The organism is Rickettsia endosymbiont of Pantilius tunicatus, assembly GCF_964291875.1.
In the GTDB taxonomy this organism is placed as follows: Bacteria; Pseudomonadota; Alphaproteobacteria; order Rickettsiales; family Rickettsiaceae; genus Rickettsia.
The window spans coordinates 832,852-856,358 of sequence record NZ_OZ198175.1 but is presented as its reverse complement, the minus strand read 5'-3'; the positions used below and the strand labels follow the sequence as shown (position 1 = coordinate 856,358).

The following is a 23,507-nucleotide window of genomic DNA, read 5'->3' as shown; positions in this document are numbered from 1 at the left end:
GATTAAAAGTTTAAATGTAAACTTTTCTATTGTTATTACAGTGCAATTGACTATATTTAATAGATATTAGTAATTTTTTTAAATAAAGAATAAATTATTTAATATGGCAACAGCAGATACATCCAAACGTAGTGATAAATTACGGAAAAGCTTAGAAAAAATTTTGTCTTCTTCTAAAGCTAATAAATTAATTAATAGTGCAATTAAAGATTTGTCATCTTCAAATGGGTTAAGTTTTAAAACAATCTTACTTGGAGCAAAATTTACTTTAACTAATCCTGTAAATACTTATAACCTTGTTAAACTTGCTAATTCCTCTGATACATATCTTGATCCAGAATTTCAAAAATCACTTCTTGAGGAAAAACCAATATGGGAGTTTTTAAAAAAGAATGCTAGTAATTTACCTAAAATAGGGCAAATACTTGCTAAAGCTGGATTTAGAGAGTTTCAAGAAGGTAATTTCTTAGATCAGAAAGGCTTGGATATATTAAAAGAAAGTTTCAAAAATGACGAGGTGCTTGATCAGCTTAAAGAAGTTGCAGTAGAGGTAAAAAAAGATGAACCTAATTGGAACAAAGTAACTTCTAATACTTTGGATATGCTTACCAAAGATAAAAACTTTGAAAAGTTTTTTAATGAAAAAGAAAAGGATATTGCAAGCTATATAAAAATTGGAGCAACTGAAATATTACCAGGCGATTATATCAAAAGTTTTGATGACATATTACAAAAACCGGAAAGTAACCAAAGCTATGCAGAAGTGCAAAAAATCTTTGATAAAAATCCTGCTTTAAAACAAGAAGTTGCTGAAAATATAGATAATTTGAGGTCTTTAAAGGAATTTAATAACCTAAGTCCTGAAAAACAGAAAGTACTAAATAGCTTTGTAGCAGATGCTAAACAGCAGGCTAAACCTGCCTTGAAAGAGTATTTTGAAAATTATAGAATTGATCCCAAAGTTTTAAGTACTGTTCCTAGTTTATTAAATGAAATTCCTAAAATAAAAGAAGTTTTTGATACTCTTAATGATCCAAATCAAGGATTAATGATAGCTATTGAAAAAACTTTAGAAATGACTAAAGACAATAAAGAATTAAGAGATTTTTTTGCTAATAATAAAGAATTTTTTCCAAATGCAGCTTTAGGCATTATTGAAAATAATCCTGATTTGCAAAAAATGACTAAAGACTATAATTTTGATAAGCAAATGCTTAATATAGTCGGCGAAATGATGTCAAAGCCTGAAATGGCACATGATATTATGTTAGATGTAAATAAAGGCGATTATATGAGCGTGACAAATAGTTTAATTTTAGCTCTCAATGATCCGTCGTTTAAATTAAAAGATACATTGCTGCAGCAAAGTAAAGATGGCTTATTTGATAATTTATTCAAAGGTGTAGTTGAGGTAGATGCAAAAGATAGCGGTGTCATTAAACAGCAACTTGAGAATTACGGTCTACAAGCAGAAGATGTTGTAAAGCTTAGCAAAGTGATGCCTTTATTGCTTGATAAGCCTGAATCATTACAAAAAGTTTTTAGCAGTTTTGTTAAAGGTGATTATACAGGAATTGCAAAAGAGCTAATTACATTAACGAAAGATAATCCTGAAATTCAGCAATATTTAAATGATAATAAAAGAATATTCGCAAAAGTAGGAGTTAAGGTAGGGCTAGATTATGTAACTCAAGCAGTAACAAATATATTTAGTGGGACACCGCAGCCGGTAGAAGATAAAATTACAGATAAAAACATCCTTATTGATCAAGCGGTTGATAAAATATTTTTACAAGCTAAATCGGAAAGTAAGCAAAATTTACCTAATAAAAAAGAATTTGCTAATGAAGTAAAAATATTATGTCAAGAAAATTCAGAACTTGAGAATTATATTGTAGAAAAATTAAGTTCAAAACCTATTAGTAGTGTAGGGGACGTTTCTACCCCAAAAACGAATCAATATAGACATGTTTCAGATCATACAAATTCTCCTATGCAAGTGCTGAATCCTTTATATGAAAATTTAGTAAATAAACAAGATGTAAAGGCAGGACTCTTAGCAAATATGCTAAGTGAACAAGTTTCGCAAAAGCTATTTGATAGAGGTGATAATAGGGGAGAAGATTTTCATATGATTAATCAGACCTTAAAACAAGTAATTCCCGAGCATATTAAAGAAAACCCACATAGTATAGATCATTTTTCAACACCTGAAAATCAAGAAAAGCTGACAAACAATATTGCCAATACTTTAAACGATAAATCTAAATATACTTGGGCTGGTCTTGCTACTGGCGGCGTTTATCTACCAAAAGAGATTTTTAACGAAGAATTAAAAGGTAATTTAAAAGCTGAGTTTAAAAATAATTTTCATTCAAATACTTTAGTTGAAGCAAAGAATATGGCTTTAAAATTGAGTAATAAAATCATTATAAATACCGATCACACATTAAGCTCTCCATCTAATACTCCTACTACGCATAAACATAAGCAAGAAACGCAAAGGTAATAATATCTATATAATACTTGACTAATTTACTAGGACATTCTATTGTAAGTTCGGATATTTATAGTGGATGATAGTATGATGCTAACGACAAAAGGTAGATATGCCGTAATGGCTATATTAGAGATGGCTTCAAATGTAGACAATGAGCCTATAAGTTTGAATGAAATTTCTTTAAAACAAAATATATCACTTAATTATCTAGAGCAAATATTTTCTAAGCTTAAAAAAGCTAGTCTAGTTAAGGCTATTAGAGGTCCAAATGGAGGATATATCCTAATAGGTAAATTAGAAGAAATAAAAATTTCTAATATTATGGATGCTGTAAATGAAAATTTCATAATGACCGGCTGTTATAAAAAATCGATAAAAAATTGTGCCTCGAGCACAATGAAATGTAATTCGCATAAATTATGGAAAGGGCTTGGTAAGCATATTAGAGATTATTTTGAAAATATTTCAGTTAAAGACGCTCTAAATCTGAATTTATATATATGATATATTTAGATCATAACTCTACTACTCCTATTGCACCAGAGATTAAGAAATATGTAATAAGCTTGATGGATAAGGAGCTTAATGCTTCATCTATTCATAGTGCAGGTAGGTTTGCTAAGAAAATCATTGAGGAATCACGCACACAAATAGCTAAAGTTCTTGGTATATCTTTTAAGGAATATGATATTACGTTTACTTCATCCGGAACGGAAAGTAATAACTTAATAATGAAGAATTTTTATGACGGTGATATTTTCATTTCTGCTATTGAACATTTATCAATCTATAACCATATAAAGCATGCTCCAAATATTAAAGTAATAAAAGTTGATAAGCAGGGAATAGTTGATCTAGAACATTTGGAGGAGCTATTAGCCCAAAGTACGGTTTCTAAAAAGTTAGTGTCCGTAATGATGGTCAATAATGAAAGCGGAGTACTACAAGATATAGCTAAAATAAGTGAGATAGCTAAAAAATATGATGCAAAATTTCATAGCGATTTAGTACAAAGTTTTGGTAAAATACCAACAAATATCAAAGAGTTAGGAATAGATTTTGCTACAATTTCAGGGCATAAAATAGGAGGCGGGCAGGGAGGAGCTGCTTTGGTCTCTACTTCTCGCTTTCCGCTTACTCCAATAATCATAGGAGGTGGGCAAGAGAAGTCAGTACGTTCAGGCACTGAAAATGTTTTAGCAATTGCAGGCTTTGGTTTAGCAGCTGAATTAATGAAAAAAAATATCGCAGAGAACTATATAAAACTCAAAAGCTTACAAGAAGTTTTAGAGAAAAAATTAAGAAAATATCCTAATGTAAATATTATTAGCGAAAACGCAAAGAGATTACCTAATACTACATTGTTTACTGTGCCAGGTACGGATGCTCACACCAAATTAATTGGTTTTGATTTGCGTTATATTTGTGTTAGTTCTGGCTCAGCCTGCTCATCAGGTAAGATATCTAAATCGCATGTGCTAACTAATATGGGGCTAGATGAAGAGGAGGTAAAATCGTCTATTAGAGTGTCTTTAGGCTGTAATAATACGGTTGATGATATAGAGGCGTTTATGAGGGCTTTTGTGAACATTTATGATGTTATGTAGCGTCATTGCGAGGAGATGCATAGCATTGACGCGGCAATCTCATAAAGCAATACAAAAATCCTGAGATTGCTTCGTTAAAACTTGCAGTTTTTCCTCGCAATGACAATAAAAATTCACTTACAAAACAAGAATTAACTAACAATATGAACACACAATTAAATAATTTAATCCTACCAATATATATGGATTATCAGGCAACGACGCCGCTAGATCCACGTGTGATGGAAGCGATGCTGCCATATTTTACTACCAAGTTTGGTAATCCTCATTCACGTAGTCATTCTTTTGGTTGGGAAGCTGAAAACGCTGTAGAAGAGGCAAGAGGTGATATTGCAAAGCTAATAGGGGCTGAAGCTAAGGAAATAATCTTTACATCCGGTGCGACTGAGTCTAATAACCTTGCTATAAAAGGCATAGCAAAATTCTATGGTAATAAAAAGAACCACATCATTACAGTAGTTAGCGAACATAAATGTGTCCTTGATGCTTGCAGGCATTTAGAGCAAGAAGAGATAAAAGTCACCTACTTACCAATCAAACCTAACGGAATAATCGATTTAGAGGTTTTAAAAAATGCTATAACGGATCAGACTATGTTAGTATCAGTTATGGCAGTAAATAACGAAATAGGTGTGATTCAGCCTTTAAAGGAAATTGGAAAAATTTGCCGTGAGAAAGGCGTTTTCTTTCATTCTGATATCGCTCAAGGGTTTGGTAAAATCCCAATTGATGTTAATGAGTGTAATATCGACCTTGCAAGTATCTCAGGACATAAAATTTATGGTCCAAAAGGTATAGGTGCTTTATATGTTAGAAAAAAGCCTCGTGTGCGTATCACTCCGCTAATAAATGGTGGTGGTCAAGAGCGTGGGATGCGTTCCGGTACGCTGCCAACTCCTTTAATAGTAGGGCTTGGTACGGTTGCTAAGATAGCATATAATGAGATGGAAAAAGATACCAAGCATGTAAATCACTTATTTGATAAGTTTTTAGATGCTATAAATAGTCAAATTTCTGAAGTTTACTTAAATGGTGATAAAGATCAAAGATATAAAGGTAACTTGAATTTAAGCTTTGCGGGTGTTGAGGGAGAATCGATTATACTTGCCATTAAAGATTTGGCGGTTTCGTCTGGTTCGGCTTGTACTTCAGCTTCACTTGAACCATCATATGTATTGCGTTCTATGGGAGTTGATGAAGAGCTTGCCCATACTTCGATTAGATTCGGCATAGGTAGATTTACTACCGAGCAGGAAATAGATTATGCAGTAAAGTTAATATGCTCAAAAATCAATAAGCTACGAGACTTAAGCCCGCTTTGGGAAATGATGCAAGAGGGGATTGATCTAAAGAAAATTAAATGGGCTACACACTAATGCTCTTTTGCTTTTAAGAATTGCTCTTTCATTTTATCAGGGGTTCGTGTGCTCACGTACTATTTGTACGCTCCGCTCACTCACCCATCAAAATAAAATTCAATTCTGAAAATCATGCGAGCATTTATATAAAAATAGAATCATGAATTAAGGAATAACAATGGCTTATAGCAAAAAAGTAATAGATCATTATGAGAACCCACGTAATATTGGGTCGCTTGATAAAGAGAAAAAAAATGTCGGTACAGGTTTAGTAGGTGCACCTGCTTGTGGTGACGTTATGAAGTTACAAATTGAAGTTGATGATAACGGAATTATAACGGATGCAAAATTTAAAACATTCGGTTGCGGTTCGGCTATTGCCTCAAGCTCTTTAGTAACAGAATGGGTAAAAGGTAGATCAATAGACGTTGCTGAAGAGATTAAAAACACCGAAATAGCAAAAGAATTATCATTGCCTCCAGTAAAACTTCACTGCTCATTGCTTGCCGAAGATGCAATAAAAGCAGCTATAGCTGATTATAAGCTTAAAAAAGAAAACAAAAAAGATACTTAAAACATGAAGAAAAACGTTATTTCATTAACTGATTCGGCTGCAAAACGAGTGCAATTACTGATAGAAAAACGTAATAAACCCACATATGGAATTAGGGTAGGCGTTAAGTCAGGCGGTTGTGCCGGTCAAACTTACTATGTTGAGTATGCCGATAATAAAAATCAGTTTGATGAAGTAGTCGAAGAAAAAGGTGTACGAATCTTAGTTGATCCGAAAGCATTAATGTATATACTAGGTTCTGAAATGGACTATGTAGAGACTAAATTTAAATCCCAATTCACTTTCACCAACCCTAATGAAAAAGCAGGTTGTGGCTGTGGCAAATCATTTAGCGTGTAGTAATTAATAAAAGTTTTAAAATATGTTTAACTGGATTTTTAATAATTCACCTATTACTAAAAATATGGCAAAAGAGCTAGAAAAAATACTTCAGCTATTTCCAGAGCTTAGCGAAGCAGAGAAGCAAGAAAGAGTTGATATTAGATTGATGAGAGATAGTGATATAGAAGATGATAAAAATCTATACTAGAAGCAGTAATAAAACCTTTACAAAACATTAAATCAAATGATCCTTATATTATATTTGATTTCCGACATTATAAACAAGTCCATTTAGGCAATATGATTTTTTCTAGCTTTTCTTCTGATTGGGCACTGTAGATGTTTTTAACATTATCCAAATTTCATCAAGAAAGGTTTATATTATTTAATAAAAATGAGTATGGGATAAAGATAATTCAAGGTAGTAAGATACACGACCTTGATAATATACAAAACATAGAAGTTACAAAAGAATATGGATATTCAGTTTATAATATTAAGGCTAATGGATTAGAATTTTCTGAATATATTTTAAATGTTAGTAATATTAAAAATCCAAATTATGATAAAACTGCTATTGTTGGCGGAAATCTCAAATTTACTAATCAAGGAACTTTTTTTTTCTATTATTGCAGAGAATGTAGAAAATATAGGCTTTGATCTAAGAGCAGCATCTACTATTCAAGAAATGCTTGCAAGGTGTTTTTCATATTTTCGTTTTTCTATAAAAATATATGATGTGGAAAATAGCCATATTATAGGAGGAAAAGATACCAGTGGAAATTATGCATATGTTAATAATACAAATACAACGGGGTCTTTGCATAAGTCTCAGGATAACGCAGTTGAATTTTATGAAGAACCGCAGGGTAATTGTTTTCTAACTAATTATCAGCCAGGAATATTAGGCAAATTGATGAATGTATTAGGTGAGATAGATTTTATGACAACATAGATTGTAAATAAATCCTACTTAATTAATTGCTCAATATTTATAGTTGATAGTATCTCAGCTATTATTCTTGAGATAAATTCTCTGTAGTAGTTTTAACACCACACCGGTCAGTATTATAAGTAGAAAAGTAAAAAAGCTAAATGTTACCCATAATGACTTAAATTTTTGCCATAATAACATACTAAAGAAAGGGGTGCTTGAGGATAATATAATACCGCCAAGGGAGTGAGATAAGCTGTAAAGTCGCATTCTAACAGCTGTTTTAAATAAAGATTGGACAATAATTTGCAGTGGAACAGCGTAAAATGCGGCAAGTCCAATTAGCATAATAGGAAATAGAACAGTAAATATTTGCTGATATAGTAAAATCTGCATAGCAAAAGCAGCTATAAGACTAAGTAGTAAGGCAAATATAATCTGTCTTAAAGGGTTTATTTTATCCGCAAGTATTCCTGCAAAAACTGCTGCTACCCCGTAAGTAATAATTAGAGTTATATTCATAAACTCAGTTTCTATAGGGTTTATAAAGGCTATTTTTGCTAAAAACACACCTAAGAAATACACTAAGAAATGATATATACCGCCGATTGCCCCATTAATTATTAATGCTATAGTAAAAGTTAATTTAGCATTTTTTAAGATTTGAAAAATAGGAATATTATCAGATTGTTTATTTTTATGATGTAAAAACTCTCTACTTTCCTCAAAATAACTTCTCATCAAAATTGCAAATAATCCAAATATAGCACCTACAAAAAAGTTAATCCGCCACAAATAATAAATATTAAGGTTGGTCGCACAATAATAAGCCATAGCAGCAAGTAATGCTCCTATTTGGGTGCAGCTGGCAACTACTCCTAGCCCTGAATTCTTTCGATTATTTTTTGTCTTTTCTGCTACATAAACTTTTATGCCATCAACTTCACCAGCTAAACTTGCAAGAAAAATCATCCGGCAAAATGTAAGCATAATTGTAGCAAAAATACCTATTTTATCAAAGGAAGGGGTAATAGCAATTAGTAAGGTAGAAATGCTACTGATAAACATGGATATTTTGATGGATTTAGTGCGTCCGTATCTATCCCCTATATAGCCAAAAATTATAGAGCCTAAAGGACGGATTATAACAGCTGCACTAAGTAAGGCAAAAAAACCAAGTAGCTGCGTTTCATGCGTACTTCTCGGTAAAAAATTTTGTGCTAAAATGTGTGCTGATAAACCAAATAACGCATAATCGTAGTAACGAATTATAGATACAAAAAACGCAATTAAAAAAGCTGAATTGGACATAAAATATATTTCTTTCTATACCGTGATAGTATCATATGATACTATCACAATGTAATTTGTAGATAAAATATCTATGGTATACTCGGTGTAATATTATTTATAAAGGATTAATATGAAAAAATTTATGAAATACTCATTTTTTACTTTTCTATATATAGCAATAACGATAATAGTTGCCTATATGATTTTGGCACAAACGATTCCAAATGATGGGCAGTGTCATATGGTAGATAGACCGCTTATTATTCATTATATTTTAGCTGCTATTATTACTGCTTTACCAACATTAGTTTTAATATATAGTAAGAAAAAAAAGAAAAAATAATATGATTGGTAAATTAAGCGGTAGAGTCGACTCAAGCTATGATGATTACGTTATAATCGATGTGAACGGAGTAGGGTATAGGGTTTTTGCTTCCGCTAAAACTTTAAGTAAACTTTCAGAGGGGGAATCCTATAAACTATTTGTTGAAACACATGTTAGAGAAGATCATATTAATTTATACGGCTTTTTGAGCTTAGAAGAAAAGAGTTTTTTTAACTTGCTGCAATCTGTGAATGGTATAGGAACAAGGATGGCTTTGTCCATTTTGTCAGCTCTTACGCCTACTGATATACAAATTGCTATAAGTAATGAAGATAAGAATATTTTTAAAGCGATTTCAGGAGTAGGGGCAAAACTTGCCGAGCGTATAGTACGAGAATTAAGCGATAAAGTGGCAAAAATATCAAGCTCATCTGCTGCTATTAAAGACAGTTTAAACATTAAAGGTATTACGCCGGTAGCAAGTAATGACGTGATAAAAGCTTTGGTAAATATAGGCTTTTCAAGGTTTGAAGCTCAAAACGCCGTACAAGAAATTATCACCAAAAACCCCGAAATTTCTATTGATGAACTAATCAGAACCGCACTAAAGAATCGTAATAATAATTTTTAAATAAATCGTATAGCAAAAAATAGTTTTTTCGCTATTATTGGTTAGTATATGTAAATCGTCATTGCGAGAAGAAACTGCAAGTTTTGACGAAGCAATCTCAGGAATATTATACTACTTCATGAGATTGCCGCGTCGATGCTACGCATCTCCTCGCAATGACATTTTCCGATCCATAAAACCGTCTAAAAAAGTTAATGACTAATATATTATCGCCCGAAAAAAATCAGAATGATCAAGAGTTACCGCTAAGACCGTCATATTTGCAAGAATTTGTCGGGCAGCAACAGATTAAGGAAAACCTTTCCGTATTTATTAGGGCAGCTAAATCTCGTGGGGAGCATCTTGATCATACTTTATTTTATGGTCCGCCTGGGCTTGGTAAAACTACACTTGCCAAGATTATTTCTAATGAGATAGGCGGTAATTTTAAATCAACTTCCGGTCCTGCTATACTTAAAGCAGCAGACTTAGCTGCTATTCTCACCAATCTTGAAAAAAATGATGTGTTATTTATTGACGAAATTCATCGTTTAAATACTTCAGTTGAAGAGGTGTTATATCCTGCTATGGAAGATTTTGAGCTTGATATAATTATCGGGGAAGGTCCGGCTGCAAGATCGGTGAAAATAAACCTGCCACAATTCACGCTAATCGGTGCTACTACCCGTCTTGGTTTGCTTAGTAATCCCTTGCGTGATAGGTTTGGTATTCCTATGCGTTTGAATTTTTATAATACTGAAGAACTGAAAAAGGTTTTAAACAGAGCAAGCAAGTTGCTTGATATTGATCTGACTGATTCAGGTTCAGAAGAAATAGCCAGAAGAAGTAGAGGCACGCCAAGAATTACCTTAAGGTTGCTACGTCGTATAAGAGATTTTGCAGCGGTTAATAATCAGTTAGAAATAGATAAAGAAATAGCTAATTTTGGTTTAAACCGCTTAGAAGTTGATATTATCGGGCTTGATAGCAATGATTATCGTTATCTAAAATTTATAGCAGATAATTATAATGGCGGACCTGTTGGGATTGAGACGATAGCAGCCGCTCTTTCCGAACAGCGTGACGCACTTGAGGAAACCATAGAGCCTTATCTAATACAGATAGGTCTATTACAAAGAACACCACGGGGCAGGGTGATAACAGCTGCTGCTTTTGAGCATTTAAAAATTTCACTACCAACTAGTCCCCTTTACCAATTTAATATTTTTAACGACAATGAACAATAATTTAGATAATGACTACCAAGCTTTTTATATAATTAAAAGGCTGATAAAAAATCATGTTAAACCTTATGCAACTAAGATATATATAGCAATATTTTGTATGGCTGTCGCAGCAATTTGCACTGCTATTATAGTGCATGCGGTCAGACCTATTATTGATAAGATTTTTTTAATACATGACAGAAGAATGCTTGTTATAATGCCGATAGTGCTTATTGTGACTTTTTTCGTTAAAGGAATTTCGGAATATTATCAGAATTATCTAATAAAATTTGTTGGGCAAAGAGTATTAAACGATTTGCAGATTAAAATGTATGAGCATTTATTATTTGCTGATATTTCTTTTATTCAAAAGCAATCTTCAGGACGTCTTATATCCCGCTTTACTAACGATATTTCTTTAATGCGTGGTGCTGTTTCTAATTTACTTGTTGGGTGTGCAAAACATTTTCTAACTGTAGTATGTTTAATAATAACGATGTTTAATTTAGAACCGCTATTATCTTGCGTAGTTTTTCTTGTTTTTCCTCTTGCTGTTTATCCGGTACAAAAGATGGGTAGAAAAATAAGAAGAATATTTGCACGATCACAAGAAGAGCTTGGGCACTATACCTCTAAACTTGATGAAGCCTTTCAGTCAATTAGAATTATTAAATCTTTTGTCGGTGAAAAAATAGAAAGTAATAGAGCAGCATTAATTATTAACAATATCTTAGAATATTATAAAAAAACATCTAAACTAGATGCGTTAGTTTCGCCGATTATGGAGGGGTTAAGTGGTCTTGCAGTTGGTGGTATGGTATGGTATGGAGGTAATTTGGTACTTGACGGGAAGACTACCCCGGGTGCATTATTTGCTTTTTTAGCTTCTTTTGCTGCGGCTTATAGACCATTTAAAAGTTTAGTGTCATTAAATATTAATCTCCAAGAAGGAATTGCTGCCGCTAAAAGGGTATTTAGTATTTTAGATACCGAGCCTTTAATTAAAGATTATGTTGCGGCTAAAGAAATAGATTTATCTGTCGCTAAAGTTTCTTTTGAGAAATTAGCTTTAAGTTTTGAGAGTAAAACCGCCATAAGGAATATAGATTTAAAGCTAGAACCTAATAAAATGATTGCATTTGTCGGACGCTCCGGTAGTGGTAAGACCTCGCTTAGTAATTTATTAGTGCGTTTCTATGATCCAACAGAGGGAAAAATTATAATTAACGATCATGATATTAAGCATATTAAGCTCACTTCGCTTCGCAAGCAAATATCCTTAGTTACTCAAGATACTCACTTATTTGATACTACTATCGCCGAAAATATTGCATATTGTCAGCCTGAAGCTACTAGAGAAGAGGTAATCGAAGCAGCAAAATATGCCGATGCTCATGAGTTTATTACGCATCTACCGAACGGTTATGATACGCAGATAGGCACACAAGGCTTGACTCTTTCTGGAGGTCAGCGCCAACGTTTATCGATTGCTAGAGCTTTTTTAAAAAGTGCACCTATTTTAATTTGGGATGAAGCAACAAGCAGCTTAGATCAATCTTCTGAGCAGAAAATTTTAAAATCGCTAAAGAACTTACGTAAAGGAAAAACCACTTTAATTATTACCCACCGCTTAAGTAGTATTACCGACCTTGATAACATAATCGTAATGAAAAATGGCGAGGTTTGTGAACAAGGAAACCATAAGAAGTTGCTTGACAATAAAGGTGAATATTATGCCTTGTATAATAAAGAGCTGAGGGAAACGCTTGACTAAAAGAATAAGTAGTCTAAAAATATTAATTTTTATTAACCATTTTAGTTTTGTTCTCGTGTAAGCTTTGTTGCATGGATAGGAAAATGTCGTGTTGTGAGCAAGCCACGGGATGATAATCGGAAAAATTAACATGCTTATCACAAAAATATTTAAAGACTATCGCTTATTTGAGATATTAATCTTAGGAATAGTTAGCGGGATGCCGCTGGCTATAATTTTTTCTACTATTTCTGTTTGGCTAAAAGAGTCGGGTATAGATATTGCAGTTATTACTACTTTTGGAATAGCAAAACTATCTTATTCGCTAAAAGTATTTTGGTCTCCGTTGATTGATAGTTTTAAAGTGCCTTTTTTAAGTAGATGGGGACATAGAAAAGGTTGGCTTATATTATGTAGTAGTTTGATGGCTTTGGTATTAATAGTTATGGGAAGAGAAAACCCTGCCACTTCTTTAACTGCTTTATATTTTCTAACTATAGCTTTAGGATTTTTATCAAGTACATTTGATATTGCTGTTGATGCTCTTCGTATCGATAAGTTTGAAGAAGAAAAGCAAAGTATAGCCAGTGCAACAGCGGTATTTGGTTTATAGGATTGGTATGCTAATTACTGGCGGCTGGGCTTTATATTTTGCTGAAATAACTGATGATAACTGGCAATTAACTTTCTTTATCATAGGTATAATATTTGCTGTTTCTACGATTTTTATAATAACAGTAAAGGAAAAAGAATTAGCAAGAGAGAAAATAAGTTTTATTTCTATTGCTTCTTGGATTCATACAGTAATTAGCCCTTTTAAAGATTTTTTTAAAAGAGAATTTGCTATAACTATTTTGTTTGCTGTAATATTTTTTAAACTTGGTGATTCGATGCTTTTATCTATTGCATCGCCTTTTTATATAGAACTTGGTTATAGTAAATCAGAAATAGCAGTAATTGTTAAGCTATATGGCTTAATTGCAACCTTAGTTGGTGGCTTTATTGGTGGTATAGTAATGTATAGGTTTAATAATTTTAAAGGTTTAATTATTACCGGTATCATCCAAAGTTTAACGCATTTTGCGTTTATTTGGCTCAATAGTCAGCCTCCTTCTTTTGAAGCCTTATTAATTACCATTACTATAGAAAATTTTGCTGCTGCTATGGGTACTACTGCTTTAGTTGGATATATAAGCTATTTATGTAATAAAAAATACTCAGCAACGCAATATGCACTTTTTACCTCTGCGAGCAGTTTATGTAACAATACTGTCACTATTTATGCCGGTAAACTTGTAAATATGTTAGGCTGGAATGGCTTTTTCATCTTCACTATCATTTTAGCCTTGCCTGCTTTATTTATATTAATGTATCTTAATAAAAAGGTTAATGTATAGTAAGTTTTGGCGTCATTGTAAGAAAAATTTGTTATCCCGCGACTTGATCGCGGGATCTCAGGACACGGAACATGATACAAGATCCCGTGGACAAGCCCACGGAATGACAATGAGAAGTGCTAGATCCCTGCTTCCGCATGGATGAAATTATAGTGTCATACACTATAGTTTCATCTTGACCAAACTTGAATAATATTTTATCTACATAAGATGTTTAGAAAAATTTTATTGCCTTACATTTTTGTTATCATTTCTTTATTTACCCAAGTAAGTGAAGCAAAAAAGGCTGTAAAAAATTCTCCTAAAGTTCCTATTCCCGTTCAAACTAGTTTAGTAATTGATGCTAAAAGCGGTAAAGTTTTGCACGCTCATAATTCTCAAATCCGAATTTATCCCGCCTCTTTAACTAAGTTAATGACTTTATATATAATGTTTGAGTTAATTGAATTAGGTAAATTATCTTTAGATAAAAAGCTTCTTGTATCGGCAAAAGCAGCAAAAATGCCTCCCTGTAAAATTGGTTTAAAGGCTGGGGATACTATAACAACTAGAGAAGCAATCAATATGCTAATTGTTAAATCAGCAAATGATGCTGCTGTTACGGTTGCTGAAAATATTAGACCTTCTGAAAAAGATTTTTCTCACTTAATGAATATTAAAGCCAAGCAGCTTGGAATGAAAAATACTTATTTTAAAAATGCTTCAGGTTGGCATGACCCGTTACAGCAGACTACAGCACGAGACATGGCTAAGCTTACTTTAGCGATTAAACAGAAATTTCCTAAATATTATCCGTTATTTTCTAAAACTAGTTTTGTATTTCGTGGTAATATAATAAATGGTCATAATAAGATTACTAAAAATTATGCAGGAGCTGAAGGTATGAAAACAGGTTTTCATACTCCGGCAGGATATAATTTAGTTACTACTGCTTCAAGAAATGGTAAATCATTAATTGCAGTTGTAACAGGTGGTAGAAGTGCTGCATCTCGTGATCAGAAAATGATCGGGTTGTTAGATCAGCACTTTAGCGTAGTATCTACCAAACCTAAAGTCACCCTTGCTTCCAACAATAAGGTAAAAGCAAAACCTAAACCAAAAATAGTGATAAAAAAAGGAGTCATACGTAGTTAGTCTTCATAAATCGTCATTCATGAGGTTGTCACGCAGTCCTCGCCTGTTTTAGTACTATGGAAGCCATTCATGAAAATTTTTTATTTTTCTCATTATTATCCTTGCAAATATTATTGCTTCTAAATTTTAACTAGTCTATATAGAATTCTTCTTAATTATAAACCTTTTAAAGTTAATTTTAAAAAATTAAAAATATGGAAAAACTTATCGGTTCAATTTTATTAATTGCTGGTACTTGTATAGGTAGCGGTATGATAGCCCTGCCTATGGTATTAGCAAAAATAGGTTTAATACCTAGTATAATACTAATGTTTATAATTTGGTTTCTAATGTATTATACTTCTTTAATTAATTTAGAACTTAACCTTCAAGCCGGTAAAGGTTTAGCACTAGGAAGACTTGGAAGATATTTTTCAGGACGTATTGCTGAAATTATCGGTATGGTGAATCTTAAAATTCTTTCATACGCTTTACTGGCAGTTTTTATATATGGAGGTTCGTCAATAATACAAAACTTATTATCCTTAGATATAAGTATAACTTATATAGGAGCATGGTATGCCGTTATATCTATTTTAGTATTATTGCTACCGTTAAAGTTAATAGATTATATAAATCGTTTGTTATTTATTGGGATACTTATAGTAATAGCAATTTTAATTATAGGACTTATTGCTATGATTAAATGGTACAATTTACCATTATTTTCATCAAGATATAAAGAAATATTAGTATGGAGTGAAATAATACCTGTAGTTTTTACTTCTTTTGGTTTCCAAGTAATTTTTCATACTTTAACTAATTACTGTAACAAAAATGCTAAAACATTAAAATTAGCATTCTTATTTGGTACTTTAATTCCAGCAATAGTATATATAATTTGGACATCCAGCGTTCTTACTGTAATACATCATGAAAATCCGGTATTTTATCAACAGATGGTTGTAGGCAATGTTGAAGTAGGAGAGTTAGTTAAAGAATTAAGCAGTATAGCAAAATGGCAGTCCGTACAATTGCTAGTGTGGATAATTTCTACTTTGGCTATAGCTACCTCAGTAATTGGTGTAGGTGTAGGTCTATGTGATTCTCTAAAAGTAAGTTTTTCAAACCTACAGTGTAATTCAATAATTCGTGATATAATAGCTTCTACTACTACTATATTACCAGCTTATATTGTAACAATACTAATTCCTAATGCTTTTATTACAGTTTTAGGATTTGCCGGTATGATACTGGTAATAATAGCAATTTTATTGCCTGCTTACTTATTATATAAAGCAAAAATAAAAAATTTTTATTATCCTGAACTAAAAAAGAAATATTTAATTGTTGTATCAGTAATTATCGGAATATTTATTATAGGATATGAACTTACTAATACGATTATCGGTATTTTATAAAAGTATACTTGCTCTTTATTTACTATGTTGATACATAAAATTTTGCGAGTCTCGATTGTGCTCAAGTATTTAATATACGCTCCGCAACCTCGCTCGTAAATTTAATGCCTAAACCTTATTGCTTTTTGCTACATATAATATATAGCTCGGTCAGGCACTAGATGGTCCTAGGTTTTGTGCAGCAGCTATTATCTCGGATGCACTGGATATTTTGTTTCTAGATTAATAAATTTAGAATATTGACTATCGTAGAATAGCTGAACATTTCCAACAGGACCGCTACGATGTTTTGCAATTATAATATCGGTAATATTATGTGCTTTACTCATATTATCTTGCCATTCAGCATATTTTTCGGCATGTTTAGGGTCGCTTGCTGCGGGCTCTTTTCTGCTTAGATAATATTCTTCTCGGTAAATAAACATAACTATATCAGCGTCTTGTTCAATACTTCCTGATTCTCTAAGATCGGATAGCATAGGTCTTTTATCCTCACGAAGCTCTACGGCTCTTGATAGCTGAGATAATGCAATGACAGGAATATTTAATTCTTTGGCTATGGCTTTTAAACCTTGGGTGATTTCTGAAACTTCATTAACCCTATTATCAGATTTACTTACACCTCTAATTAATTGTAAATAATCGACAAATAATATACCTAGATTATGCTTGCGTTTCATTCTTCTAGCACGTGTTCTTATAGCTGAAATAGTTAAAGCAGGAGTATCGTCAATAAAAAATGATAATTCTGATAAAGCTATGGCTTCTTTGCGAAGACGATTATAGTTTGCTTCATTAATCATTCCTGTACGAAGAGTAGTAGAGTCAATTCCTGCACTCATTGAAAGCAAACGTGTTGTAAGCTGCTCGGAGGACATCTCTAAAGAGAAAAATCCCACAGATTGCACTTCTTGATTATCACGCTTATTTTTAATAAGCATATTATTGCAAGCATTTAAGGCTAAATTTAAAGCAAATGCTGTTTTACCCATAGCAGGACGTCCTGCAAGAATTACAAGATCAGAATTATGAAAACCAAATAGTTTATTATCTAAATCGATTAAGCCGGTAGATATACCTATCACGTGATCATTATTTTTCATTGCTCTGTTTATACTAGCAATCGACTCTGAAATAGGTATAGCAATTTTGGTAAAGCTTTTTTCGTTTATCCCTTCGCTAGCTAAATCATAAAGCTTAGATTCGGCTCGTTCAATTTGTTCTTTTGCTTCAAACTCTAACGAAGAATTATAAGCATCATTTACTACTTCTTCACCAATATTTATCAAATAACGTTTTATCGCTAAATCATAGATTATTTTACCATAATCGATAGGATTAATTACCATCATTGACATAGTGACTAGTTTTGCTAAATATTCAGCTCCTTCCATTTCAGCAAAAAGTTCATCATTTGCTAGCATACTACGTAATGTTATAGGGGTAGCTATTAAACCTTTCTCGGTAATTACTTCAATTACGTTATAAATTTTTTGGTGAATAGGTTCAAAAAAATGTTCACTGCGTAAAAATTCTGATACATAATTTAGCAATTCATTATTAGTTAAAATTGCCCCAATAAGCATCTGTTCTGCTTGAGTATTTGAAGGTAAAACTCTTGCTAATACAGTATTTGCTTCATCGTTAGCTATATTTTTATCGTTATTTGCTTTATTACGTGCCATTGTTATTTTTTTAGTATTTGAATTGTTATAAGAAATTGTTATCCTGTATTAGGAATTCTATGTCATTCCTGCAAAAAGTTGATTTTTTATTATTTACAAACCACTCCATCTTTTAATCAGATTAGTTTCGATATCAAAAAGGTCTAAAACTCTAGCAATAGAGTGGTTTACTATATCATCTATTTGTTTAGGTTTGCTATAAAAAGCTGGCATTGGTGGTGCTATAATTCCGCCATAATTTGTTACTTTCAGCATATTTTCTATATGTCCTGTATGTAAAGGAGTTTCACGAGTCATTAAAACAAGTTTTCTTTTATCCTTTAATACTACTCCTGCTGCTCTGGTAATTAAATTATCTTCCATAGCATGAGCGATGCTAGCTAAAGTTCTCATACTACAAGGGGCTATTATCATGCCAAAAGTTTTAAACGAACCGCTTGCAATAGCAGCTCCTATATCTTTATTACTATAATGATGATTTGCAAGAGCTTTTACTTTTTCTATAGAATATTCAGTTTCAGCTTTTATAGTAAGAGCAGCTCCATCTGAAATAACTAGATGAGTCTCTATATTCTGTTCTTTTAATACTTCAAGTAAACGAATACCATATATTGCCCCTGAAGCTCCAGAAATTGCTATGATAATTTTTTTCATCGATGTTTTTATAATTTATTAGTTTAGTATATAATAAAAAAAATTATATAAAACAAATTATATATGCAAATAGCGAAGATGTTATTACCGACGATAAAATTATTCCCTCTAGATTACTTAATCCCTGAAGATTTATCTTTAAATATTGGTGATTTTGTTATAGTGCCTTTTAGAAATAAGGAATTAACCGGCATAGTGTGGGAATTTGCTAATGTTCCTGAAGTAAAGAAGCTAAAAACTATAAAAGAAAAAATACCGCTAAATTTAACTATAACTTCAGAAGTTTTAGACTTAATTAAATGGATGAGTAATTACTACATGGCTGAGCTTGGTAGTATAGCTAAATTAGTACTACCGGTAGATATAGGTGAAAAGCCAATTAAAGTTAAAGAACAGAAAATAAATAATAATTTTACGTTGCCTGATTTATCAGAAGAGCAGAAACAGGCATTACAAATGTTAAACAATAGTAATAAACCAACCCTTATTAAAGGTGTTACTGGTTCAGGTAAAACAGAAGTTTATTTTCATCTCATAGCAGAATATTTAGCGAAAGGTAAGCAAGCACTTGTAATGCTTCCAGAAATAGCACTAAGCACGCAAATTATTAATCGTTTTAAGGAGCGTTTTGGGTTTGATCCTATAATATGGAATTCTAGTGTTACAAAAGCTCAAAAGAAAATGATTTTAAGAGGTATATTAGATAATAAGGTTAAAATAGTCATTGGAGCTCGCAGCAGCTTATTTTTGCCTTTTAAAAACCTTGGATTAATAGTTATTGATGAAGAGCATGACGATTCTTATAAACAAGATGATGGTGTGTTATATAATGCAAGAGATACTGCTATAGTTAGAAGTACGTTTGATAAAGCACAAATAGTTTTATGCTCGGCAACGCCCTCTATTGAGACAATGTATAACGCAAATATAGGAAAATATAGTTTAATTAATTTAAGTAGTAGATATAAAAACGCTGTTTTACCGAATATTGAAATGATTGACATGACAAAAGAGGAGCTACCTAAAAATTGTTACTTGTCTAATATTTTAATAAAAGCCATCAAAAAGAATCTAGAAAACAAAGAGCAAACGCTTTTATTCCTTAATAGAAGAGGCTATGCCCCTCTAATGCTATGTAAATCTTGCGGTCATAGATTTACTTGTAAATATTGTTCTAGTTGGATGGTAGTGCATAAAGCTTCTAAAAAGCTTGAATGTCATCATTGTGGTTATCAAAGTAAGATTTTTGATTCTTGTCCTGAATGCTTAGAAGATGAATCGCTAGCTATTTGTGGTCCTGGAATAGAACGGATAGAAGAAGAGGCAAAAACGCTTTTTCCAAATAGTAAAATTGCTGTGATAAGTAAGGATCATGTTAAAAATCCAGAAAAGATAGCTCAGCTTCTACATCAAATGGAAAATCTAGAAATTGATATATTAATAGGAACACAAATGATAACAAAAGGTTATCATTTTCCAAATCTTACTTTAGTTGGGGTAGTCGATGCCGATCTTGGAAGTAATCATGCTGATCTTAGATCAAGTGAGAGGGCTTTTCAGTTGCTTCATCAAGTAGGTGGTAGAGCAGGGCGTGGAAACTCTAAAGGTATGGTATATTTACAAAGCTATTATCCTGATAATATTATTTTTAGCTATATTAAAGATGAGCGGGAAGATAACTTCTTTGTCAATGAGTTAGAAGTACGAAAAGCTGCCGATATGCCGCCATTCTCGAAAATGGCATCAGTAATTTTATCCGGCACAAATGAGCATAAAATTTTAGAAGTTGCTAAGAATATGGTACGAATTGCTCCAGAAGCACAGGTGAAAATTTTGGGACCAGCAAGCTCGTTAATGTCAAAACTTGCTGGTAAATATCGTTTTCGAATACTTATTATTGCTGATAAAAAATTTAATTTGCAAAAATATTTAAAATTTTGGTTAGAACTGATTAAAATTCCATCCTTTTGTCATATAAAAATAGATATCGACCCAAAAAGTTTTTACTAACCTCTTTGTTTAGTTTTGCTTTTAGACTTAGTTTTTTTAGGTTGGAGCTTACTTTCTAGAAGTTTTTTTGTTGTAGATTTAGCTGTTAAAGGTTTGGTAGCACCTCGTTCTTCTTCTTTAGCTTCCTTGGTATTTTGTTTAGCATCTTTTACTGCTTTCATATAGTAATGCACTTTGTTAATTTCATCATTATATTCTTTATTGCCTATATTTTTGATAGCTTTTAAACTATGTTTTATAACATTACCAATATTTTTCCAAAGAAGAGTTTTATCTGTTGTTGTAGGTTCTTCGCACCATTTATCTAATTCTTTTAGCTTTGCTTCTACCATTGGTAAGGTTGTCAATCCTTTTTGTCCTTTTATATGATGATCTTGTGTTGATTCACCATTATAAATTTTAATAATATCAGCTACTTTTTCTTCAAATTCTTTATGGTGTCTAGTTTGCTTTAAATTAGCTTTTACCTCTTCATCCATTGATAATTCCTTAAGTGTAGAAATTATACCATGTAATCTCTGTTCTCGAATATCACTAAAAGCCTTATGTAGAGCATCTTGTTTTTCTTGTCTATCTACAGCTGCTGTATCTTGTTCCTTTTTAGGTTTTGTTTTAAATATGTTTGTTATATCTTGTATTATACTCATAATAAATATCCTAAATAAATTTAACCATATTAAAATATAACTACTAATAGTTTATAGTTTTCAAATCTATTTTATCAAAATATAAAAATTTCTTTTTGTGGTGCGATATTTTTACTATAAGATATAAAGTTATTATAAATGATTTTGCTACCTATTTTCATCTATAGGTAATTTAGTAGGGTTAAATTTAATTCCTTGTTCATTGATATAATTAACAACGCTTTTTAAGTAATGTCCTAAATTAGCAGCATTTAGATAGGTAAATACTGGATCTTTAGCTACTAAATAAAAAGGTTTTGTTACTCCTGAGCTTCTAATACTACCTGGTCCTTCAAAATCCCATATATTTTCTCCTGGTTTTAGAAGCCATTATTAAAGTATTTACTTCCCATATGCAGGCTTGTAATGAAGTTCTATATGGTCCAAAACGCTCTCTAATATGTACATTATCAATTCCTTGAACAGGAGGTCCATCATTTATGCTAGGATCTAATGCGATTTCTGTATAAGCAGCATTAGTTTTTCTCATTAAATTTAATATTTGAGCTAACCTTTTTTCGTTTACTGGAGCATTTAGTATATAATCATCTAATACAATAACCACATATTTTGTTTTAACACTTTCAAGTGCTTTTAAAAAATTACTTGACCAGCCTTTATCTGCGTCTCCAACTAAAATGTTAGTCACTCTTGGATGATCAAATTTTTCTTCATTACTCATTAAATAAATAGGTGCATAACTATATTTATTATTTAAGCTAGACCAATATTTAAAAAAGATTTCAAAAGCTGGATTCCATAACTCTGAGTATTTATCATAAGAAGGCATCATTATTATTGATAAATCTTTAAAGTTATATAAGTTTTCTTCTTTTTTATTTATATTATTTGCATTTGCAGGTAATATAATATTTACTACCACTAAGAAAATTATAATTTTTTTATCATGCTATAGTATGTTTATAGGTTAATGAAATTAAATAATATTAGATATTAATCAATATGTAAAGTTGATAAAATAGGAATGTTGAATAATCAAGAGAATTTATATGTACCCACTTATTAGACCTAGAAGAAACAGAAAAGCTGCTTGGCTTCGTGATTTAGTTGCTGAAACTACCCTTAGAGTAGAGGATTTGGTATTACCGCTATTTGTTGTGGAAGGACATAATCAAAGGCAAGAAATTAAAACTTTACCAGATATATATCGCTTGTCTATAGATCAGGCAATAGAAACGGCAAGAAAAGCAGTTGATCTCGGTATTAAAGCTATTGCTTTATTTCCATGTATTGATCAAAGTTTAAAAAGCGAGAATGGTGATGAAGCTTATAATTTAGATAATTTAATGTGTCGTACTATAAGAAATATTAAAAATGCCGATATTGATATAGGTATAATATGTGATATAGCACTTGATCCTTATACTACGCACGGACATGACGGTGTAATACATAACGGTGAAGTGGATAATGATAGATCAGTAAAAGCCTTATGCAACCAAGCTTTAACTCTTGCAAAAGCTGGTGTTGATATTGTCGCTCCTTCTGACATGATGGACGGCAGGATTATGGCTATAAGAGAATACCTTGATAAAGAGCATTTTACTAATGTAGGAATACTTGCTTATGCCGCTAAATATGCCTCTAGTTTTTACGGTCCGTTTCGTGATGCAGTTAAAAGTAATAAAAAAACTTATTTAGATAAGTCAAGCTATCAAATGGATGTGCGTAATATCAAAGAGGCAATGCTTGAGATCGAACATGATATAGCAGAGGGAGCAGATATGGTTATGGTTAAACCTGGGATGCCGTTTTTGGATGTTATTCGTGAAGCGGCTAATAACTTTAACACTAAAATTTTTGCATATCAAGTTAGTGGAGAATATGCCATGCTAAAACTTGCAGCAAATGCCGGAGTTTTAGAGTGGGAAAAAAGTTTATTTGAATCACTAATTAGTTTTAAGAGAGCAGGGGCAAGCGGTATATTTACTTATGCAGCTCTTGAAGCGGCTGAACTATACCTTTGATACTTCAAGATTTGGCTAGCCAAATTGTGGGATTCGTCTTTGCTCACGTAGT

General features: G+C 32.0%; 20 protein-coding genes and 2 pseudogenes. 17 read left to right on the top strand and 5 right to left on the bottom strand.

Going from position 1 to position 23,507, the window contains the following annotated elements; all coding sequences use genetic code 11:
- Positions 1–103 precede the first annotated feature (103 nt).
- The 8 genes from ACICQC_RS04890 (at position 104) to ACICQC_RS04855 (ending at position 7,315) form a co-directional block, all read left to right on the top strand.
- Positions 104–2,509 (top strand): hypothetical protein, encoded by a 2,406-nt coding sequence (locus tag ACICQC_RS04890; RefSeq protein WP_395477603.1) that lies wholly within the window; start codon positions 104–106, stop codon positions 2,507–2,509.
- A gap of 75 nt (positions 2,510–2,584) precedes the next feature.
- Positions 2,585–3,004 (top strand): Rrf2 family transcriptional regulator, encoded by a 420-nt coding sequence (locus ACICQC_RS04885; protein WP_395477602.1) that lies wholly within the window; start codon positions 2,585–2,587, stop codon positions 3,002–3,004.
- Positions 3,001–4,107: a cysteine desulfurase family protein gene (locus ACICQC_RS04880; protein ID WP_395477601.1), complete on the top strand. Its 1,107-nt coding sequence runs from the start codon at positions 3,001–3,003 to the stop codon at positions 4,105–4,107. The genes ACICQC_RS04885 and ACICQC_RS04880 overlap by 4 nt, the downstream gene beginning before the upstream one ends.
- 143 nt (positions 4,108–4,250) lie before the next feature.
- Entirely contained in the window at positions 4,251–5,483 is a 1,233-nt protein-coding gene (locus ACICQC_RS04875) for an IscS subfamily cysteine desulfurase (protein ID WP_395477600.1), read from the top strand.
- 160 nt (positions 5,484–5,643) lie between these two features.
- Entirely contained in the window at positions 5,644–6,039 is a 396-nt protein-coding gene (gene iscU / locus ACICQC_RS04870; protein WP_395477599.1) for a Fe-S cluster assembly scaffold IscU, read from the top strand.
- A 3-nt stretch (positions 6,040–6,042) separates the two neighbouring features.
- Positions 6,043–6,378: an iron-sulfur cluster assembly accessory protein gene (locus tag ACICQC_RS04865; protein WP_395477598.1), complete on the top strand. Its 336-nt coding sequence runs from the start codon at positions 6,043–6,045 to the stop codon at positions 6,376–6,378.
- A 22-nt stretch (positions 6,379–6,400) separates the two neighbouring features.
- Positions 6,401–6,568 carry a hypothetical protein gene (locus tag ACICQC_RS04860; RefSeq protein WP_395477597.1) on the top strand — a complete coding sequence of 56 codons (168 nt, stop codon included), beginning with the start codon at positions 6,401–6,403 and terminating at the stop codon, positions 6,566–6,568.
- Positions 6,569–6,895: 327 nt separating this feature from the next.
- Positions 6,896–7,315 (top strand): hypothetical protein, encoded by a 420-nt coding sequence (locus tag ACICQC_RS04855; RefSeq protein ID WP_395477596.1) that lies wholly within the window; start codon positions 6,896–6,898, stop codon positions 7,313–7,315.
- A gap of 54 nt (positions 7,316–7,369) precedes the next feature.
- Here the strand turns inward: ACICQC_RS04855 and ACICQC_RS04850 are convergent, their stop codons facing one another.
- The gene (locus ACICQC_RS04850) at positions 7,370–8,605 is read right to left on the bottom strand and encodes an MFS transporter (protein ID WP_395477595.1); all 1,236 of its coding nucleotides are present in this window, start codon (positions 8,603–8,605) and stop codon (positions 7,370–7,372) included.
- A gap of 112 nt (positions 8,606–8,717) precedes the next feature.
- Here ACICQC_RS04850 and ACICQC_RS04845 point away from each other — a divergent pair, with 112 nt between their 5' ends.
- The 7 genes and pseudogenes from ACICQC_RS04845 to ACICQC_RS04815 all read left to right on the top strand — a co-directional run.
- Entirely contained in the window at positions 8,718–8,930 is a 213-nt protein-coding gene (locus tag ACICQC_RS04845) for a Holliday junction ATP-dependent DNA helicase RuvA (RefSeq protein ID WP_395477594.1), read from the top strand.
- A 1-nt stretch (position 8,931) separates the two neighbouring features.
- On the top strand, positions 8,932–9,543 hold the full coding sequence (gene ruvA, locus ACICQC_RS04840) for a Holliday junction branch migration protein RuvA (RefSeq protein ID WP_395477593.1): 612 nt from the start codon (positions 8,932–8,934) through the stop codon (positions 9,541–9,543).
- A 194-nt stretch (positions 9,544–9,737) separates the two neighbouring features.
- Positions 9,738–10,769 carry a Holliday junction branch migration DNA helicase RuvB gene (gene ruvB / locus ACICQC_RS04835; protein WP_395477592.1) on the top strand — a complete coding sequence of 344 codons (1,032 nt, stop codon included), beginning with the start codon at positions 9,738–9,740 and terminating at the stop codon, positions 10,767–10,769.
- Positions 10,759–12,522, top strand: a complete 1,764-nt coding sequence (locus ACICQC_RS04830; protein WP_395477591.1) for an ABC transporter ATP-binding protein — start codon at positions 10,759–10,761, stop codon at positions 12,520–12,522. The genes ruvB and ACICQC_RS04830 overlap by 11 nt, the downstream gene beginning before the upstream one ends.
- 130 nt (positions 12,523–12,652) lie before the next feature.
- Positions 12,653–13,898 (top strand): annotated as a pseudogene (locus ACICQC_RS04825) (AmpG family muropeptide MFS transporter).
- A 210-nt stretch (positions 13,899–14,108) separates the two neighbouring features.
- Complete coding sequence (locus ACICQC_RS04820; RefSeq protein WP_395477590.1) at positions 14,109–15,032, top strand: D-alanyl-D-alanine carboxypeptidase family protein; 924 nt, start codon at positions 14,109–14,111, stop codon at positions 15,030–15,032.
- 194 nt (positions 15,033–15,226) lie between these two features.
- Positions 15,227–16,333, top strand: a pseudogene (locus ACICQC_RS04815) (amino acid permease); the annotation flags it as partial.
- Between the two features lie 287 nt (positions 16,334–16,620).
- Here ACICQC_RS04815 and ACICQC_RS04810 read toward each other — a convergent pair.
- Both ACICQC_RS04810 and ACICQC_RS04805 read right to left on the bottom strand, forming a co-directional pair.
- Positions 16,621–18,117 (bottom strand): replicative DNA helicase, encoded by a 1,497-nt coding sequence (locus tag ACICQC_RS04810; RefSeq protein WP_395477589.1) that lies wholly within the window; start codon positions 18,115–18,117, stop codon positions 16,621–16,623.
- Between the two features lie 93 nt (positions 18,118–18,210).
- Positions 18,211–18,771 carry a UbiX family flavin prenyltransferase gene (locus ACICQC_RS04805; protein ID WP_395477588.1) on the bottom strand — a complete coding sequence of 187 codons (561 nt, stop codon included), beginning with the start codon at positions 18,769–18,771 and terminating at the stop codon, positions 18,211–18,213.
- A gap of 63 nt (positions 18,772–18,834) precedes the next feature.
- On the opposite strand from ACICQC_RS04805, the gene ACICQC_RS04800 reads away from it, so the two are divergent.
- On the top strand, positions 18,835–20,781 hold the full coding sequence (locus ACICQC_RS04800) for a primosomal protein N' (RefSeq protein ID WP_395477587.1): 1,947 nt from the start codon (positions 18,835–18,837) through the stop codon (positions 20,779–20,781).
- Here the strand turns inward: ACICQC_RS04800 and ACICQC_RS04795 are convergent.
- Positions 20,778–21,428: a hypothetical protein gene (locus ACICQC_RS04795; RefSeq protein ID WP_395477586.1), complete on the bottom strand. Its 651-nt coding sequence runs from the start codon at positions 21,426–21,428 to the stop codon at positions 20,778–20,780. The two genes, ACICQC_RS04800 and ACICQC_RS04795, sit on opposite strands and share 4 nt — an antisense overlap.
- Positions 21,429–21,759: 331 nt before the next feature.
- Positions 21,760–22,350, bottom strand: coding sequence for a hypothetical protein (locus ACICQC_RS04790; RefSeq protein WP_395477585.1), 591 nt, complete (start codon positions 22,348–22,350; stop codon positions 21,760–21,762).
- A gap of 127 nt (positions 22,351–22,477) precedes the next feature.
- Here ACICQC_RS04790 and hemB point away from each other — a divergent pair, with 127 nt between their 5' ends.
- Complete coding sequence (gene hemB, locus ACICQC_RS04785; protein ID WP_395477584.1) at positions 22,478–23,455, top strand: porphobilinogen synthase; 978 nt, start codon at positions 22,478–22,480, stop codon at positions 23,453–23,455.
- Positions 23,456–23,507: the final 52 nt, after the last annotated feature.